19 protein-coding genes and 1 other RNA gene are annotated in these 17,327 nt (G+C 48.0%); 6 read left to right on the forward strand and 14 right to left on the reverse strand.

Annotation, left to right across the window (positions count from 1 at the left end; genetic code table 11):
* Positions 1–7 precede the first annotated feature (7 nt).
* The 10 genes from murG to mraZ are packed head-to-tail and all read right to left on the reverse strand — an operon-like array spanning position 8 to position 11,088.
* Positions 8–1,063 (reverse strand): undecaprenyldiphospho-muramoylpentapeptide beta-N-acetylglucosaminyltransferase, encoded by a 1,056-nt coding sequence (gene murG / locus W04_RS05815; protein ID WP_053910156.1) that lies wholly within the window; start codon positions 1,061–1,063, stop codon positions 8–10.
* The gene (gene ftsW / locus W04_RS05820; RefSeq protein ID WP_373432697.1) at positions 1,060–2,271 is read right to left on the reverse strand and encodes a cell division protein FtsW; all 1,212 of its coding nucleotides are present in this window, start codon (positions 2,269–2,271) and stop codon (positions 1,060–1,062) included. Before ftsW ends, murG begins: the two co-directional genes overlap by 4 nt.
* Positions 2,268–3,596 (reverse strand): UDP-N-acetylmuramoyl-L-alanine--D-glutamate ligase, encoded by a 1,329-nt coding sequence (gene murD / locus W04_RS05825; protein WP_053910158.1) that lies wholly within the window; start codon positions 3,594–3,596, stop codon positions 2,268–2,270. The genes ftsW and murD overlap by 4 nt, the downstream gene beginning before the upstream one ends.
* Positions 3,596–4,678, reverse strand: coding sequence for a phospho-N-acetylmuramoyl-pentapeptide-transferase (mraY, locus tag W04_RS05830; protein WP_022946074.1), 1,083 nt, complete (start codon positions 4,676–4,678; stop codon positions 3,596–3,598). The genes murD and mraY overlap by 1 nt, the downstream gene beginning before the upstream one ends.
* Complete coding sequence (gene murF / locus W04_RS05835) at positions 4,678–6,063, reverse strand: UDP-N-acetylmuramoyl-tripeptide--D-alanyl-D-alanine ligase (protein ID WP_053910159.1); 1,386 nt, start codon at positions 6,061–6,063, stop codon at positions 4,678–4,680. The genes mraY and murF overlap by 1 nt, the downstream gene beginning before the upstream one ends.
* A complete protein-coding gene (gene murE, locus W04_RS05840; RefSeq protein WP_053910160.1) occupies positions 6,063–7,532 on the reverse strand; it encodes a UDP-N-acetylmuramoyl-L-alanyl-D-glutamate--2,6-diaminopimelate ligase in 1,470 nt (489 codons plus the stop codon). The genes murF and murE overlap by 1 nt, the downstream gene beginning before the upstream one ends.
* Positions 7,525–9,348, reverse strand: coding sequence for a penicillin-binding transpeptidase domain-containing protein (locus tag W04_RS05845; protein WP_045980425.1), 1,824 nt, complete (start codon positions 9,346–9,348; stop codon positions 7,525–7,527). Before W04_RS05845 ends, murE begins: the two co-directional genes overlap by 8 nt.
* Positions 9,345–9,671 carry a cell division protein FtsL gene (ftsL, locus tag W04_RS05850; RefSeq protein WP_022946078.1) on the reverse strand — a complete coding sequence of 109 codons (327 nt, stop codon included), beginning with the start codon at positions 9,669–9,671 and terminating at the stop codon, positions 9,345–9,347. The genes W04_RS05845 and ftsL overlap by 4 nt, the downstream gene beginning before the upstream one ends.
* Entirely contained in the window at positions 9,668–10,606 is a 939-nt protein-coding gene (gene rsmH, locus W04_RS05855) for a 16S rRNA (cytosine(1402)-N(4))-methyltransferase RsmH (protein WP_053910161.1), read from the reverse strand. Before rsmH ends, ftsL begins: the two co-directional genes overlap by 4 nt.
* A gap of 23 nt (positions 10,607–10,629) precedes the next feature.
* On the reverse strand, positions 10,630–11,088 hold the full coding sequence (gene mraZ / locus W04_RS05860) for a division/cell wall cluster transcriptional repressor MraZ (RefSeq protein WP_045980475.1): 459 nt from the start codon (positions 11,086–11,088) through the stop codon (positions 10,630–10,632).
* A 430-nt stretch (positions 11,089–11,518) separates the two neighbouring features.
* Here mraZ and W04_RS05865 point away from each other — a divergent pair, with 430 nt between their 5' ends.
* The 3 genes from W04_RS05865 to W04_RS05875 are packed head-to-tail and all read left to right on the forward strand — an operon-like array spanning position 11,519 to position 12,511.
* The gene (locus tag W04_RS05865) at positions 11,519–11,845 is read left to right on the forward strand and encodes a hypothetical protein (RefSeq protein ID WP_022946081.1); all 327 of its coding nucleotides are present in this window, start codon (positions 11,519–11,521) and stop codon (positions 11,843–11,845) included.
* Positions 11,846–11,847: 2 nt separating this feature from the next.
* Complete coding sequence (locus tag W04_RS05870; protein ID WP_053910162.1) at positions 11,848–12,309, forward strand: hypothetical protein; 462 nt, start codon at positions 11,848–11,850, stop codon at positions 12,307–12,309.
* Positions 12,275–12,511, forward strand: a complete 237-nt coding sequence (locus W04_RS05875; RefSeq protein ID WP_022946083.1) for a hypothetical protein — start codon at positions 12,275–12,277, stop codon at positions 12,509–12,511. The genes W04_RS05870 and W04_RS05875 overlap by 35 nt, the downstream gene beginning before the upstream one ends.
* Here W04_RS05875 and W04_RS05880 read toward each other — a convergent pair.
* Together W04_RS05880 and W04_RS05885 are read right to left on the reverse strand one after the other, a co-directional pair.
* On the reverse strand, positions 12,508–13,488 hold the full coding sequence (locus tag W04_RS05880; protein WP_053910163.1) for a glutathione S-transferase family protein: 981 nt from the start codon (positions 13,486–13,488) through the stop codon (positions 12,508–12,510). The two genes, W04_RS05875 and W04_RS05880, sit on opposite strands and share 4 nt — an antisense overlap.
* 12 nt (positions 13,489–13,500) lie before the next feature.
* A complete protein-coding gene (locus W04_RS05885) occupies positions 13,501–14,340 on the reverse strand; it encodes a pirin family protein (RefSeq protein ID WP_053910164.1) in 840 nt (279 codons plus the stop codon).
* Positions 14,341–14,621: 281 nt separating this feature from the next.
* On the opposite strand from W04_RS05885, the gene W04_RS18850 reads away from it, so the two are divergent.
* The 3 genes from W04_RS18850 (at position 14,622) to W04_RS19070 (ending at position 15,970) form a co-directional block, all read left to right on the forward strand.
* On the forward strand, positions 14,622–14,777 hold the full coding sequence (locus tag W04_RS18850) for a hypothetical protein (RefSeq protein ID WP_157576301.1): 156 nt from the start codon (positions 14,622–14,624) through the stop codon (positions 14,775–14,777).
* 213 nt (positions 14,778–14,990) lie between these two features.
* Positions 14,991–15,425 carry a helix-turn-helix domain-containing protein gene (locus W04_RS19065; protein ID WP_053910165.1) on the forward strand — a complete coding sequence of 145 codons (435 nt, stop codon included), beginning with the start codon at positions 14,991–14,993 and terminating at the stop codon, positions 15,423–15,425.
* A gap of 23 nt (positions 15,426–15,448) precedes the next feature.
* Positions 15,449–15,970 (forward strand): hypothetical protein, encoded by a 522-nt coding sequence (locus W04_RS19070; RefSeq protein WP_231658042.1) that lies wholly within the window; start codon positions 15,449–15,451, stop codon positions 15,968–15,970.
* Positions 15,971–16,038: 68 nt separating this feature from the next.
* On the opposite strand, the gene rnpB is transcribed toward W04_RS19070, so the two are convergent.
* Both rnpB and rsmI read right to left on the reverse strand, forming a co-directional pair.
* An RNA gene (rnpB, locus tag W04_RS06315) (RNase P RNA component class A) lies at positions 16,039–16,409 on the reverse strand.
* Positions 16,410–16,450: 41 nt separating this feature from the next.
* Positions 16,451–17,317 (reverse strand): 16S rRNA (cytidine(1402)-2'-O)-methyltransferase, encoded by an 867-nt coding sequence (rsmI, locus tag W04_RS05900; RefSeq protein WP_022946088.1) that lies wholly within the window; start codon positions 17,315–17,317, stop codon positions 16,451–16,453.
* Positions 17,318–17,327 lie beyond the last annotated feature (10 nt).

Below are 17,327 nucleotides of genomic sequence, written 5' to 3' on the forward strand. Positions count from 1 at the left end.
TGTGTCATTAACTATACTGCTCACATTGTTTGGCAACCTGTGCGGTTGCATCGAGCTTGGCGAGCGCTTTCGCGCGCTTACCCATCTCGGTCATTAATTCTGGTTGCTGCAAAAATGGCATCAACAGCTGTTGCACAGAGCTGTGATTAAAGTCGCTCTGTTGCATACATAATGCTGCTTCACCTTGCACCAAATACTCTGCATTGGCGGTTTGATGGTCATCCACAGCATGTGGAAACGGCACAAATAGCGCCATCCGCCCAGCGGCTGCAACTTCACTGACTGTCAGCGCTCCAGCGCGACAAACAATGACATCAGCCCACGCCAGTGCTGCGTCCATATCATCAATAAATTCAGTTACTTTCGCTTCAAGTCCTAGCTCATCATATTGCTGCTGTACATGCGCTGAGCGCGCCTTACCGGTTTGGTGCCACACGGCGAGAGGATGACGCTGGGTCAGCTCAGCAAAAGCGCCTGGCAGCACGTCATTCAACACTTTCGCTCCCAAAGAGCCACCTACAACTAACATGTTAACCGGTGAGCCAACCTGCTTAGGTTCAATATGCATCAATGATTGGCGCACCGGATTGCCCAGCACTTTAAAATCATCATTGGCTAAAGCCCCTGGGAAGGCCCCAAGCGTTTGCGTGGCAATTTTAGCGAGCAGTTTATTGCTCATGCCAGCGACCGCATTTTGCTCGTGGATAATTAAAGGGATGCCTAAACTTTTTGCCGCCAAACCAACGGGGCCAGTTACATAGCCGCCCATAGTCAGCACCACATTAGGACGACGCTGCTTGAGAATATGACGCGCTTTAAAAAACGCTTTCAGAATCATCAGTGGCGCTTTGAACAGTCGCATTAAGCCGTTCCCGCGCACGCCTTGAACATCGATAAAATCAATCTCGATGTCGTGTTTAGGGACTACTTCGGCTTCCATACGGTCATCGGTTCCGACCCAAGATACCTGCCAATCGCGCGCTATTAAGTATTGGGCTACGGCAATGCCCGGAAAGATATGTCCACCAGTTCCACCTGCAGCCACTACCATACGTTTACTCATGCTGCCCCCTGAACTGCTGAAGTTGAGCCACTGACACTTCGGCGATTACCACGCGGTGTTGCTTGCTTAGTGGCCATTTTCGTTTCAAAATCCACTCGCAATAACACGCCCGCCGCAATGGCCATCACTAAAAAACTAGACCCCCCGTACGAGATAAAGGGTAAGGTAAGGCCTTTGGTTGGCAAAATTCCGGCGCTGGCACCGACGTTCACCATGCTTTGAAAAGCAAACCAAATACCAATTCCTAAAGCTAAATAACCCTCATATTCCTTATTCGCTTTGAGGGCGCGCTGGCCGATAAGCAGCGCTCGAAATACCAAGGTTCCCAGCAGTACGAGAATGGTTAATACACCTATAAAGCCTAACTCTTCCGCGACCACGGCGAATATAAAATCATTGTGAGCGTGTGGCATGTATTGCAGTTTTTGCACGCTGTTGCCGAGCCCTTGGCCTAGCCATCCACCTTGCCCATAGGCCATCAACGACTGAACCAGTTGATAACCTTTGCCAAAGGGATCTTCCCACGGCTCCAAGAAACCCACCACACGAGCCCAGCGGTATGGCTCAAAAACAATAAGAGCGATGACTAAACCTATGCCAGAGAGCATAAGCGCGAAGAACTGCCATAGTTTCGCGCCGGCAAGGAAAAGTAGCCCGACCGTGGTGACAAACATCACCACCACGGTGCCTAAATCCGGCTGCAACAAAATCAATCCGGCGTAGACAATGAACACACTAATGGGCTTAACAAAGCCTTTTAAATTTTCCTGTACTTCATCGCGTTTACGCACGAGGTAGCCAGCTAAGTAGCTAAAAAAGAATAGCTTCGCGACTTCAGAAGCTTGGATATTAATCGGCCCCATGGGGATCCATCGCTTCGACCCATTGATTTCATTGCCGACAATTAATACCAGTACTAATAAACCTAAACCTAACAGCAGCAAATAAGGGTTGGCTACTTTCCACCATTGCATTTTTACGCTGATGGCGACAATAAATAGCACAAAGCCTAAGGCCACAAACACAGCTTGGCGGATCATGATATGGTAAGGGTTATCGTACAGGCGCTCCGCTTCTGGCATCGAGGCGCTGGTCACCATTACGAAGCCTACGCCAATAAGACACAGCAACGCGTAGATAAGTGGCACATCATAAAGTTGCCCTGAAGGTTTTAGATGGAATAAGTCTTTAATATTTTCCCAGCTCATGATGACCCCTCCAACACCTGCTGAATAAAGTCATTACCCCGGGCCATGTAATTGCTGTACATATCTAAACTGGCGCAAGCCGGTGCAAGCAGCACAATATCGCCAGCCTGCGCGCAGGCTTTTGCCTTTTGCACCGCTTCACTCATGCCACTAACGCGATGACTGCCTGGTTTAAGCGCGGCAATGGCGTCACCTTCTTTCCCGAAACAGATGAGTTCAGCGACTTGTTCGGCCAAGATTTCTTTCAGTGGCATCAGATCCGCGCCTTTGGCATCACCACCAGCAAGTAAAATCAATCGCCCGGGCTCAGCGGCTAATCCCTTAATTGCTGCCAATGTAGCTCCGACATTGGTGGCTTTTGAGTCGTTGAAATAGCGCACATCATTTAAGGTAGTAACGTACTGACAGCGATGGTCTAAGCCTTTGAATTCTGACAATGCACGCTCGAACACACCAATATCAAAGTGAAAATCATGACACAACGCCATCACTGCAAGCACATTGAGTTGGTTATGGCTGCCCGGTAACACCGTTTTACTACAAGGCAATAAAGGCGAGTTACGGTATGCGAAATAGCACTCGCCCTGATGTTGCATGATATGGTAGTCGGCATCATGCAACGCAAAGCTCAGCTGTTGTGATGCACGCTCTGGGTAGGTATCTGCGTCACCACGATTGTACACAGCTAGCTGACAATCTTGATAAATACGCTGCTTGGCGCAGATGTAATCAGCCATGCCTGTGTAGCGGTCAAGATGATCTTCACACAGGTTTAAGATGCACGCTGACTTCGCGGCTAAGCTGGTTGTTGTCTCTAACTGAAAGCTCGACAGCTCTAACACATACGCATCCATATCTTGCGCTAGCAAATCAAGTACTGCGGTGCCAATGTTGCCACCTAAGCCCACCTGTAAGCCGCCGCACTCCAGTACTTTAGCTAACAGTGAAACCACCGTGGACTTACCATTTGAACCTGTCACTGCAAGCACAGGTTTGTTATTAAGACGAGCAAATAGCTCGACATCGCCGATCACTTCAACACCTTCGGCAATTGCTTGGCGCACTTGTGGTGTGCTAAGTGCTATGCCTGGGGCGATAATAATGACATCAAACTGCGTCAGCTCGGCTTTGTCAAAATCGCCAAAGCGACGTTCTAAGTGCGGCACGTGAGAGTCGAGCCACAATTGTGTTGGTACCTGTTGACGGGAATCAATAAGCACTGGGTGAAGATTATGAGCATGCAGAAAACGCACCGTGCCCAGACCAGATATACCCAGTCCAAGCACCGCGATACGTTTATTTTTAAGCGTGTCTAAATAGCTCATTACCTAATCTTCAATGTCGCCAAACCGGCCAAAACTAATACAATGGAAATTATCCAAAAGCGCACGATGACGCGCGGTTCTGGCCAACCTTTTAATTCATAATGATGATGAATGGGGGCCATACGGAAAATTCGCTCACCGCGCAGCTTGTAGGACCCCACCTGTAAGATCACTGACAACGCCTCCATCACAAAGACCCCGCCCATAATCACCAATACCAACTCTTGGCGTACCAACACGGCAATAATGCCCAGTGCTCCGCCTAACGCCAAGGAACCTACATCGCCCATAAAGACTTGAGCTGGATAGGTGTTGAACCATAAAAAGCCTAACCCAGCGCCAACAATGGCGGTGCACACCACCACCAGCTCACTGGTCAGCGGTAAATGAGGGATATGCAGATAGCTGGAAAAGTTCGCATGACCGGTAACATAAGCGATGATTGCCAACGCTGAGGCGACCAAAATAGTCGGTACGATAGCTAACCCATCAAGGCCGTCGGTGAGGTTGACCGCATTAGATGTGCCAACTAAAACGAAGTAGGTCATGACAATGTAGAACAGTCCTAGCTGAGGCATCACTTCTTTGAAAAACGGCACTATCAGCGCCGTTTCCGCCGCTTGCTGTGAGCTGGCATAAAGCGCAAACGCGACCACTAAGGCAATGACTGATTGCCAAAAATACTTCCACTTAGCTATTAACCCTTTAGGGTCTTTGCGAATCACTTTACGGTAATCATCAATAAACCCAACGATTCCCAACGAGCCAATGACAAACAACGTTGCCCACACGTATTTATTGCTTAAGTCGGCCCACAGCAAAGTGCTGGTAAAAATAGCGCCCAGAATAAGCAGTCCACCCATGGTGGGTGTGCCGGATTTACTTAGATGAGATTGTGGACCGTCATCACGCACGGTTTGACCGATTTGCATACGCTGGAGCGCCACGATCAATTTCGGCCCAAAGTACAACGACATCAACAACGCCGTTAAAATTCCTAAAATGGCTCGCAACGTCAAATATGAAAAGACATTAAATCCACTATAAAATTGGGTCAGGTATTCAGCCAGCCACACTAACATTACTTCTCTCCCTCGCTGGCTAACTGCTTGCCATGCGCCACTAAATCTTCCACTAAAAGCTCCATGCGTGAACTGCGCGATCCTTTCACGACTACCGTTGTTTTTTGTTGTGTCTGTCGTAAGTCTTTAAGCATTTGCTCAAGGAGTTGATCACGCCCAGAAAAGTGGCGTTCGGCTTGTTCATAGACATCACTGGCGTAACGGCTCAATACGCCCAGAGAATAAACGGCTTCAATACCGCGTTGTTTTGCATACTCACCCACTTGTTGATGATAATCACGAGCATCTTCACCGAGCTCATTCATATCACCCAAAGCCAGTACACGATGGCCTTGAACGTCAGCGAGTAGGTCAATCGCGGCTTGCACCGATTTGACGTTGGCATTGTAACTATCATCAATGACTGTGAGCTGACTTGATACCTCAATCAGATTAACGCGGCCATGGGCTTGATGCATGGTCTTAAGACCACTGGCAACCTCTTGTAAGGAGCAGCCGACACTGGTCGTTAATGCTGCAGCAATCAAGACATTGGTGACATTATGTTTACCGGGAATAGCAAGCTCAACAGCGACTTTCTCTTTGTTGTTACACAGCGTAAACGACGCCCGGGCCAATGCATCAAGATGAATATCTTCTGCCCATACATCCAGTTGCTGACTCATGGAAAACTGCTTCACTTTGCGTGAGTCCAAATCGTCTAGCCACTGCTGTTTAAATTCGCTATCAGCATTAATGACTGCTACACCATGCTCGCCGAGACCAGAAAAGATTTCGCCTTTCGCGGTGGCCACTCCTTGTAACGAGCCAAAGCCCTCAAGGTGTGCCTCAGCAACATTACATACTACAGCCACATCGGGTTTAGTTAATGATGTGGTGTAGGCAATTTCGCCGAGGTGATTCGCGCCCAACTCAATAACGGCGTACTGATGTTTTGGCGCTAGACGCATTAAGGTTAATGGCACACCAATATCGTTATTAAAGTTGCCTTTTGTCGCCAGCACTTCCCCTTTTTGTGCCAATATTGCCGCACACATTTCTTTCACTGTGGTTTTACCCACGCTCCCTGTGATAGCGATAGTTTTAGGGGCGACTTGGGCTTTTACCGCAGCACCGATTTGCCCTAAAGCCAATCGTGTATCAGCCACAATCAGTTGCGGCAAGGAACTATCTACTGGGTGTTCAACAATGAGCGCAACGGCCCCTTGTTGCTCAGCCACATCAATAAACTGATGGCCGTCAAAATTCGGCCCTTTAAGTGCTAAAAACACTTCCCCCGCACATAAGCTACGCGTATCGGTATTAATATTTTCGACAGCACAATTCTCGCCCTGATAGGCACACCCTAAGGTGTCGCTAAGCCAGTTTAAATCCATGGCAATCATTATTTACCTCCTTGTTGATGCAATAACTGCTGCACCACAGTGCGGTCGCAAAATGCGAGTGTCTGCTCGCCAATGATTTGATAGTCTTCATGGCCTTTGCCGGCGATGAGCACAATGTCCTCACTGCCCGCTTGTGTAATCGCCAAGGCGATTGCCTTTGCTCTGTCCACTTCATAATGAGCTTCAATATTGGCACTGAAACCGCTTTTAATATCATCGAGTATGGTGTGTGGGTCTTCGCTGCGTGGATTATCGCTGGTCACCACAACACGGTCAGCGTACTTTTGTGCCGCCTTGGCCATTAATGGCCGCTTACCTTTATCGCGGTCACCGCCACACCCGAACACACAGGTCACTTTACCAGGTGCGTGTTGACGCAAGGCTTGCAATGCGAGCTCTAAAGCATCTGGGGTATGCGCATAATCCACCACACAGGTGGGCTGTTGTGGTGCACTATACGCTTGCATACGCCCAGCGATAGGCATCAAAGTTTTACAGCCGGTTAGTAACGCAGACAGCGGATAACCTAGGCCAAGCAATGTTGCCAGTGCGGCGCACACATTATAAAGATTAAACTCACCAAACAGCGGCAGCTCTATTTGCCCTTCTCCCCAACTACTGCTGATCTGCGCGCGTAAACCGCTAGGTAAAAACTGAACATCGCTAAAATACACATAGCGACCGAGCTCAGGGGGTAAGGTTTTACGGCCGTATACAACCAAGTCATCAAATGGATATTTTTCTAGCCATCCCTGAGCAACCGCATCGTCTTGGTTAAGCACCACCATTTTCGCATTACAATCACGCATGAGGATCAGCTTGGCATCAGCATAACTCTGCATATCGCCGTGGTAATCTAAGTGATCGCGAGACAAGTTGGTAAATACAGCGGCGCGAAAATGGCTATTAGCAACACGGCCTTGAATAAGGCCATGCGAGGAGACTTCCATTGCCACTAACTGTTTTTGTTGTTGTTTTAACTTGGCAAAAATCTGTTGCAGCTCAACACTGCTCGGCGTGGTATTGCTCAGCGCATTCATTTGCTGGGCATCGCCCCAACCCAACGTGCCGATTATGGCACTGCTGCGCTCACAGTACTGCGCTAAAGTAGCAATAAATGAGGTGGTAGACGATTTTCCATTGGTGCCAGTTACGCCAACCAGATCAAAGGCATTACTTGGCTCGCCGTAAAATTGCGCCGCCAACTGCGAAAGACGCAGGCTAAGCTCATCCACGACAATAATGCGCTCATCATCACTGTTAAGTTGACAGCGGCTGTCGGCAATAACCGCATTCGCTCCTGCGGCAATGGCTTGTTTAGCAAATTGTCCGCCATCCAGTTGATGGCCTTTAATAGCGACAAAGACATCGCCGCGATTGACGCGGCGGCTATCGAGCTGTAACTCATTGACCAACTCAATGTCGGTATCTATGCCCCAAGGTGCGAGTACTTCGCGAAGATTACGCATCTCCACCTCCTTCTTCTGCAAGGTTAGCAACGGGCTCTAAATCAGGTGCTACATTCAAAATACGCAGCGCATTGGACATGATCTCAGCAAATACAGGGCCGGCTGTAGCACCGCCATAATAAACATCGCCGCCGGGTTCGTTAACCATCACCACAACCGCTAATCGCGGATCACTGACCGGGCCAAGGCCGGCAAAATACCCCACGTATTCATCGCCATAGCCACCCGCAACCGCTTTTTTAGAAGTTCCTGTTTTAGCCGCTACACGATAACCATCCACTTTCACTTTCGAGGCCGTGCCGCCTTTTTCAAAGACGCTTTCCATCATCTCAACTACCGCATTCACGTCTTTTTCTTTAAAGACGCGTTCACCTTGCAAAGGTTGTGGTTGTTTTAAAATCGTCAGTGGCCGAGAAATACCGCCCGAACCCAAGGTGGCATAGAAGCGTGCGAGCTGCGCGGTACTAACAGAAATGGCATAACCAAAGGATAAGGTCGCGATTTCGAAATCTGACCAGCGGCGATTAGGGTAGAATAAGCCGCTGCTTTCGCCCACCATGCCAGTGCCGGTATCACTGCCAAAACCAACACGCTCAAATAAACCGACAAAATAGTCTTTAGGGAGATCTTGGGTGATCTTCGCCACCCCCATATTGCTTGATACTTTGAGTATTTCGCGCAGTGACATCTCACCCCGGTTATGGGTATCTTGCACTAGACTGCCACCCACACGCATCCACCCTGGGTAAGTGTCTATGGTGTCGTTCGCTTGGATGTTTCCATAGTCTAAACCAGCTAACACTGACAAAGGTTTAATGGTTGAACCCGGCTCAAATAAATCGGTAATAGCGCGGTTACGGCGCTTATGTGGCGCTGCATCTTCTAAATTATTGGGATTGAACGAGGGACTGTTAACCATGGCTAAAATTTCGCCGGTTTTTACATCCACCACCATGGCCGAACCTGATGTTGCTTTGTAGGTGAGCACGGCTGATTTCAGCGCCTTATATGCAATAACTTGAATACGTTGATCAATCGATAGCTCGATATTTTCTGGCTCCACGCGCTGACGCTCGTCGAGCACCGCCACTTCGCGGCCACGCGCATCCTTACGAATAGTGCGTCGTCCTTCGGTGCCCGTGAGTGCTTCATCATAGAGTTTCTCAATGCCCTCGATGCCATGACCATCAATATTGGTAAATCCCAATACATGAGCGGTGATCTCTCCCGCTGGGTAATAACGTTTAGACTCATCTAGCAGATGCACGCCTGGCAGGTTGAGTTCATCAATATAATTGGCAACCGCAGGGGTTACTTGGCGTTTTAAATAGACGAAGCGGCGGTCTTTATCACCGGTAAGGCGCTTATCGACATGGGCACGTCCTAAACGCAATACATCGGCCAGTTCACGCCAGCGCATGTCTTGTTTGTAGAAGGCTTGCTTTAAATCTTTTAAGTGGGCGGGTCTGTCCAAGACATCTTGCGGGTCTTGGCCCTGCTTTTTGGTATGACTCACTACCTTCTTACGCAGGTACTTATCAATCGCCTTAGGGTCAGCGTAAACACTTACAACAGGCACGCTCACCGCCAACTCTTTGCCTTGACGGTCAAAAATCATACCGCGTTGCACTTGAAGCTTCTCTACTCGCACGGTGCGTTTGGCGTTCTCGCTACGCGCTTTATCCGGCTCTATCACTTGCAAATAAGCGGCACGCGCAACTAAGGTGACAAACACCATAAGCACAGCACCGCAGACCAGCATAAACCGCCAGGTGATAAGGTTGTTACCATTGTTTTTACGCTTTGCAGCTCTCATGGGACTATTACCACTTCCTCGTCTTCACTGGTGGGGCGCTTCATATCCAACTGCTCTTTCGCTATTTGCTCGATGCGGGCATGTTGAGAATAAAACTCTTCTTCAACTAATAAGTAACGCCAGTTCAAATCTAATTCGTCCCGCTCTTGTAATAAGCGGTCTTGAGCGATCAATTTTGCTCGCGACAAATGAGTGACTTGTACTATAGCCAAGGCACTGATAAGAATAAGAAAAAGCAGCCCCAATGTGATCTTATTGTCAAATAGTCCCCGCAAGATCTCTAACAAGAGATTTGGATGGCGATTTAGTTGTTGTTGGCTCATCCCAATCTCTCAGCTACACGAAGGACGGAGCTGCGCGCACGGCTGTTGCGAGCGATTTCTTCCTCGCTCGGCTTAATGGCTTTGCCTACTGCCTTGAGCGTTAACTGTTGTTTTAATTGCTCATCGGTTAACGGCAGACCTCTAGGCATTGCCTCTCCCTTGCTCTGCTTTTTAATAAACTGTTTTACAATGCGATCCTCTAAGGAGTGGAAAGAAATCACCACTAATCGCCCACCCGGTTTCAATACTTTCAGAGCTGCTTGTAATGCCGTCTGAATTTCCTCTAATTCACTATTGATATAAATGCGAATAGCTTGGAATGTGCGCGTTGCTGGGTGCTTATGTTTGTCTTTAACAGGCACCGCTTCATCAATCAGCTTGGCTAATTGCGCGGTTGAATTAATGTCAGTGTGGGCGCGAGTCTCAATTATTTTGGTTGCAATACGCCGAGCAAACTTTTCCTCACCGTACTTTTTAAACACGAAGACCATGTCCTCTAACTCTGCTTCTGCCAGCCACTGCGCAGCACTTCGCCCTTGAGAGGGGTCCATACGCATATCTAAGGGGCCGTCTTTCATGAAGCTAAAGCCACGTCCAGCATCATCTAGCTGAGGTGAGGACACGCCAATATCGAGCAAAATACCATCGACCTTGCCGATAAGTCCCTGTGCTTCGGCGACTTCATCAAGACGAGAGAAACGACTATGGGCAATATTAAAACGTGGGTCGTCAGCAAAGCGTTGTGCCGCAGCGATAGCGCTCGGGTCTTGATCGATGGCTTGCAAACGCCCCTGCTCACCAAGACGAGCGAGTATTTCGCCAGAGTGCCCACCACGGCCAAAAGTCCCGTCGATATAAATACCATCAGGTTTAATGGCCAGAGCCTCTATTGTCTCCGTCATTAACACGGATATATGTTGAAAGTCTTCGCTCATGCGTGTGTTCGCGCCTTTTAGAGTTAGAATGAAAAATCAGCGAGATCTTCATCCTGTTCAAATTCTTGTCCTAGTTCGATAGCAATGTCATCTTGCATTTGCTGCTGCCAGCGCGCCTCATCCCAAATTTCAAACTTATTCAGTTGCCCCACGAGTACGATTTTCTTACCTAGTTGCGCATAGTCGCGTAGATGAGGAGCTAATAGCACACGGCCATTTTTATCAACTTGGTAATCCATCGCGTTCCCTAGCAGCAAGCGCTGCATGCGTTTCGCTCTGGGCTTAATGTTCGACAAACTCGCTAAGCGTTGTTCGATGACTTGCCATTCACTCAGGGGATACAGCAATAAACAGGGATCACTTAAATTGATAGTACAGATAATTTCGCCGCCATTATCCGCAAGCAGCTGATTTCGATACTTTGTTGGTATCGCAAATCGGCCCTTGTCATCAAGACTGAGTGTGCTGGCGCCGCGAAACATAAATAAAATGCCGTCCAAGTGTTGCTGTTTTGGTTTTCGGTAATAGTGCAGATCCACATTGATCCACTAAAACCCACATTTTCCCACTGAACTACAGTCTAGGGCTTGACAAGCCTTTTTGTCAAGCAATGAAAAATCCAACAACCTCTTGCAAAGCTAGATAATATGCGGGTTTTAAGGAAGTCTATGAATTCGGTGGGAAAATGTGGATCATACTTTTACCTAGGGAATAAATGTTCATTTTTTATTCATTCCACGTGATACCGTGATCTTCGCTTTGTAAATTTTACTGCCTGAGTGCGTAAGTATTTAGTCTTACCCTCTCAATTTTATCTGCATATGTTTTTAAGCTACTGATTTTGTTGATTTCTAATACTTGGAATGAGAGTTGCGTTAATAACACTGAACTGTCAGATAAAGGAGATACACCATGGCAAATGCTAATACTAAGACCGCTGAACAAACGCAAAGCAATTCAGCTCACACACCCACAGCTCCAACTACTGAAAGCGCCTCTAAAGCCGCCCACGCTGCGGTAGACCAAGTGGCTCAGAAAGCAGCTACGGCGGAAGACTATGTGCGCAAACATGCCAGTGAGTCTGCCGAGACTCTACACGAGAAACGCGAAGCACTAGAAGCGAGTTTGAAAAGCTCTGTGAGTCGCAGTCGCCGCTTTGCGCAAGAAAATCCATTGCTATGTGCGGGACTGGCATTCGCGGCAGGCATGGCCGTTACCGCTCTTATTCGCCGTAAATAATCATGACTGAAGAGCATCATGACTCAGCTGCTGAGAACGAGCAGCATGATGAGCAATCTGCGTCTTTGACGCGGGTTGCTCAATTGTTTCAAGATTACGCGCAGCGCTGGGGTGAGCAAATACAGTGCATCTTTGAGCTCGCTGCCACTGAAGCTAAAATCAGTGCCAAAGCGCTGTTATTAACTTTGGGTTTGATTGTCTCCATTGCTATGACCGCATTGGTAATTTGGTTAACCGTTGTAGGCGCCGCCGCCACGGTGCTGTACTGGTTAACTCAATCGATTGCTTTGAGTATCTGTGGCTCATTAGCAGCGCAACTACTTCTGCTGTGGTGGCTAATCCGGCAAATGAAGCTTGCCTTGGCGCAAGTGAGTTTTGAACGCACCATCGCAGTAAGCAAGAAACCTTCATCTTCACAGGAGCAAACCGATGCTGACCCGTCTGATCCTGAAAAAACAGACTGAATATGCTGATTTACTGGCCGAGCAAGGGCAGATTCGTAAGCAGCTTATCGCTTTGGACAAACAGCAGTTACATTACCAAGGTGGTAAGTTGATGAGCCACCCCAAAGGTGTGGCTACGGCATTTTCTGCTGGCAGTCTTACAGAGCTGCTAACCAGCCGCCCTTCTTTAAAATGGCTGCGACTGGCTCAGCTTTTAATTTAGCCCATAAAGCGACGGTTGTGTGGGCGACTAAAATCTAAAACGGGCCCTTTAGGCACTACTTGAGTAGGATTAATCATGGTGTGACTAAAGTAATAGTGACGTTTAATGTGCGCCATGTTGAGTGTTTCAGCCACACCCTTAACTTGGTATAAGTCACGCAAATAATTCGCTAAATTATCATAGCTCTCTATGGTGCGCTTATTACACTTAAAGTGGCCAAAGTAAACAGCGTCAAACCGTATCAAGGTCGTGAATAACCGCCAATCTGCTTCAGTGAGCTCGCTGCCCACCAAGTAACGCTGACCTGCCAGCTTTCTTTCTACTTTTTCCAGAGCGCTAAATAGAGTATCAAAGGCTTGTTCGTAGGCTTGCTGTGTAGTGGCAAACCCCGTTCGGTATACGCCGTTATTGATACCGTGGTAAACCAGCTCGTTAATCGCGTCGATATCCTTACGCAAGTGCTCAGGATAAAAGTCCAGCGTGTTGCCAGTCAGGTGGTTGAAGGCCTCATTAAACATCCGGATAATTTCCGCTGATTCATTACTCACGATACAGTTTTGCTGCTTATCCCACAGCACAGGAACAGTGACACGACCACTGTATGTAGGATTATTGCGCGTGTACAACTGATGCATATAATGGTAGCCGAATAATGAATCACCCGAGCTACCCTTAGCTTGATCGAAAGTCCATCCTTGCGACAACATATCTGGGCTCACTACCGACACATCAATATAGTCTTCAAGACCTTTTAAGGTGCGGAAAATAAGCGTTCGATGCGCCCATGGACAGGCTAAACTTACGTATAAATGATAACGCCCTTTCTGCGCTTTAAACCCTTCCCGGCCACTTGGTCCAGCACTGCCATCAGCGGTGACCCAGTTACGTAACTGCGCACTTTCTCGCTGAAATTCACCTTTGCTACTATCAGTGTCGTACCACTTGTCTTGCCACTTTCCATTCACGAGTAAACCCATAAAGGTAGCCTCCTATTGTGATAATTGTCCGAATTGCCCGTTTTGATAATCGCGGATAGCATCCTGTAACTGGGCTTGTGTATTCATAACGAATGGACCCATGTGTGCGATCGGTTGCCGCAACGGTTCGCCCCGCAGCAGTAGTAACCCACTGGGTTGATCCGTGGTCGCAATGATGGCACTGTCGCCATTAAGCACCAGCAACTGTCCCGCATGATACCTTTGTCCTGCAGTAGTAATTGAACCAGTGTGTACATAGGCTAGCACCCGCTCACAGCCCATCGCCGGCATCTCTAGTTGCGCCTTTGATTCGATGTTGATATCAGCAATCGCGCCGTTACAAGCTAGGTTGCTCAGAGGTGACTGCACTTGTTCAGCGTTGAGAGTCCAAGCACCTGCCAAGGCTTTTAAATGCACTCCTTGGCTACTTATTTGCGGCAAGCCACTTTGCGCTGAGTCCTGATATTGTGGGGCATTCATTTTGTCTTTGGCATCCATATTGAGCCAAATCTGAAAACCGTGCAGGCCTTCACTATCAGCCAGGGGCATTTCACTATGGATGACCCCTTTACCTGTACTCATCCATTGCACATCACCGGCGCGAACAGCTTTACGGTTGCCAAGATGGTCGCGATGTTCAAAACCACCTTTAATAAGATAAGTAAACGTTTCAATGCCGCGATGGGGGTGCGCAGGAAACCCTGCCATGTAATCGTCACTATGGTCTGATTTAAGCTCATCAAGCATTAAAAAGGGATCTAGATAACGACCGTCGAAACCTGGTACGCGGCGGATCTTAACGCCCGCCCCATCTTCAGCAGGCTGGGCATTGAGTACTTTAATAACATTCATGGTGCACCTTTAGACTTACGCTGATAACTCGCGTTATGAAACGACATGGGTTCAGTGTAGTGTGCGTTTATGGATAGAGTAACCGGAAATATTAGCGTGCTGGATGCTAATTTTTAGCATACTGATTGAATGACCCCGCTCAATTGTTGCAACAGTGATTGACCAATCATCGCTAGCTTACGGCGAGGTTTGAATTAATTCTTACCCCCGTCAGTTTTACTCACTACACTGATAGTACAGTAATCAGGGTTGTCGCTAGCGAGGGTGTTGGGGGGATATGCATGGCTGAAATTACCTTTTACGGTGCTGCACAAGCAGTGACCGGCTCATGTCACTTGGTTTCGTCTACAGCGCGGGGGGCGATACTGCTAGACTGTGGCCTACACCAAGGAATGAAGGCAAAAGTGATCCCAGTCGCAAGCTTTCGAAGGACTTGAGGATACTTTAAGTCAGCCTCTTTAACTTTGCGCCGTCAAACAGCATTGGCTACTTAGGGTATAAACACTATAAGAAAGCTGCTGTTACTTTAGCTTTTTCTCTATAAAATTACGAATAGCAACCATCAGTTTACAAAATACCAAGCAGGCTTGCTGGTTTGCAACCGCCGTAGTTTCTAATCTGAGAGCGATTTTAATAACTGAGAACAAAGCATGATTCTATCAGAGAAAATTATAAAATTAAGAAAGCAGCTTGGCTGGTCGCAGGAAGAGCTGGCGGAAAAGATGGACGTTTCCAGACAGTCCGTATCCAAATGGGAAAGCACCAATAGCATTCCAGACCTTAATAAAATTATCAGGCTGGCCGGATTATTTAATGTATCAACCGACTTTTTACTGAAAGATGATATCGACACCACTGAGTACTTGAATGAAAGCGCTGATGCCGACACCGTTCAGGTAAGCCTGGAACAAGCGCTGAGTTATATCGACAACAAAAAAGCACAAGCCAAATTGACTGCTAAGGGCGTCGCATTTTTTGTCTGCTCGTCAGCTCCTTTGTTTTTCTTCCTGGCGTTGTCGAATATGAAAAATCTAGATTTTGATGTGAATATGGCGGTTGCTTTGGGCTTAGTGTCTATTTTCTAATGATCCCAGCCGGAATTAGACTCGTGATCTCAACCAATCAATATAACCGCGCCTTAATCCCTTTTGAAAAGACGCCTTTTGAACTAGCCTATGGTGTACACAGTGCTTGCAGTGAAAAGTTGGAAGCCTTTACTCCAAGCTATAACAATAGGTTATCCCTAGCAATTGCTTTGTTTATTACCAGCTCGGTGCCGATGTTATTGGTTAATATATTTATTGGTCGAGTCGATTTAGTGTTGCTGATGTTAGCCGCCCTACTGTTTATAGTAACGGGAGGGCTGTGGATTATCATTCCGGCGTCAGCCCAATATGAAGCCTATAAACACATATTGAATGAAGGTGATAAAGGCCGCGAGCTGACTAGAAGTGAGCGACATGCATTGAAACTCGCGCCATTTTACTGGCCACTAACTGTTGCCATATATCTAGGCTGGAGCTTATGGACCATGAATTGGGGAGTAACCTGGATCATTTGGCCAGTGGCCAGTGTTTTATTTGCCGCTATGGTAGGGCTCATGGGCTTACTTGAAAAAGACAGGAGTTAATCTTGCTGGAAGTAAGGCGTGAAGGAAATAAAAAACCCGCTTATCGCTAAGCAGGTCTTCTTTTGAATTATTTGAGTCAGCCTATAAGCCGGGTTCTGTTCACTCCCGAAGGAGATCGATAATCATTCGTCTAGGCCATAAATTGCTCTATGGCTCAAGCAACCTACCCGGTTCCGATGTGGGCCACACCATAAGGAACCCTATTTGGTCTTGCTCCGGGTGGAGTTTACCTTGCAACCAACTGTTACCAGTGGCCCGGTGCGCTCTTACCGCACCCTTTCACCCTTACCGGTCCCGAAGGACTTAGGCGGTTTTCTCTCTGCTGCACTTGTCGTAGGCTCGCGCCCCCCAGCCGTTAGCTGGCACCCTGCCCTGTGGAGCCCGGACTTTCCTCCCCCTGATCACTTTCGTCACAGGCAGCGATTATCCGGCTGACTCAGGGGCGCCATTATACGCATGCCAAGTGATTTGCCCAGCACTTTATTGCTTTTGCGCTATCACGGCCTTATACAGTGCATTTTTCTTTTGTCCGAGATAATCAGCAGCCACACCGCAAGCTTGCTTCAGTGGCATGTGCTCTTCCAGTAAGGCAATCAAACGCAGTGCTTCTTCACTTACGGCACTGGCCTTATTCGGTTTCCCTGGTAACATCAACACGATTTCACCCTTTTGTCGCGCGGGGTCCTGCTGTAAAAACTGTTGTAACTCAGTGACCGTACCACTGAAGAAGGTCTCGAAGCTTTTCGTTAACTCTTTAGCAAGCACGACTTGAGCTTGCTCTCCTAGCGCGGCACTTAAATCCTCTAAGCTCGCCATAATACGGTGCGTACTTTCGTAAATAATGCTAGTCATGCCTGAGTTATACGCGTCACTAAAAAAGCTTTGTCTGGCTTTGGATTTTGCTGGAGCAAAACCAATAAATTGGAATTGGTCGGTGGGTAATCCGGAGCAACTCAGCGCCGCAATAGCTGCGCATGCGCCGGGAATTGGGGTTACTTGAGCCCCTTGTTCACGGCATAAACTCACTAAGGCATAACCAGGATCGCTTATCAGTGGTGTTCCGGCGTCGCTCACCAGCGCTACGTTTTGCCCTTGTTGTAGCCAAGTGAGTACCTGCTGTGCCTTTTGTTTTTCGTTATGATCATGCAAGGCAAAGGTACGCTTACTGAGTCCCAGGTGCGACAGCAGCTTGGCAGTGTGGCGCGTGTCTTCAGCAGCGATTAAGTCGACGTCACTTAGGGTTTTGATAGCACGCTGGCTGATGTCATCCAAGTTACCAATGGGTGTGGCAACAATAAACAAGGTACCTTGGTCTTGGGGGTCGGTTGAAATATCCGCATTGGACATTGAGCTCTCC

Origin of the sequence: Pseudoalteromonas sp. SW0106-04 (genome assembly GCF_001293805.1) — a bacterium.
Taxonomy (GTDB): Bacteria; Pseudomonadota; Gammaproteobacteria; order Enterobacterales; family Alteromonadaceae; genus Pseudoalteromonas; species Pseudoalteromonas ruthenica.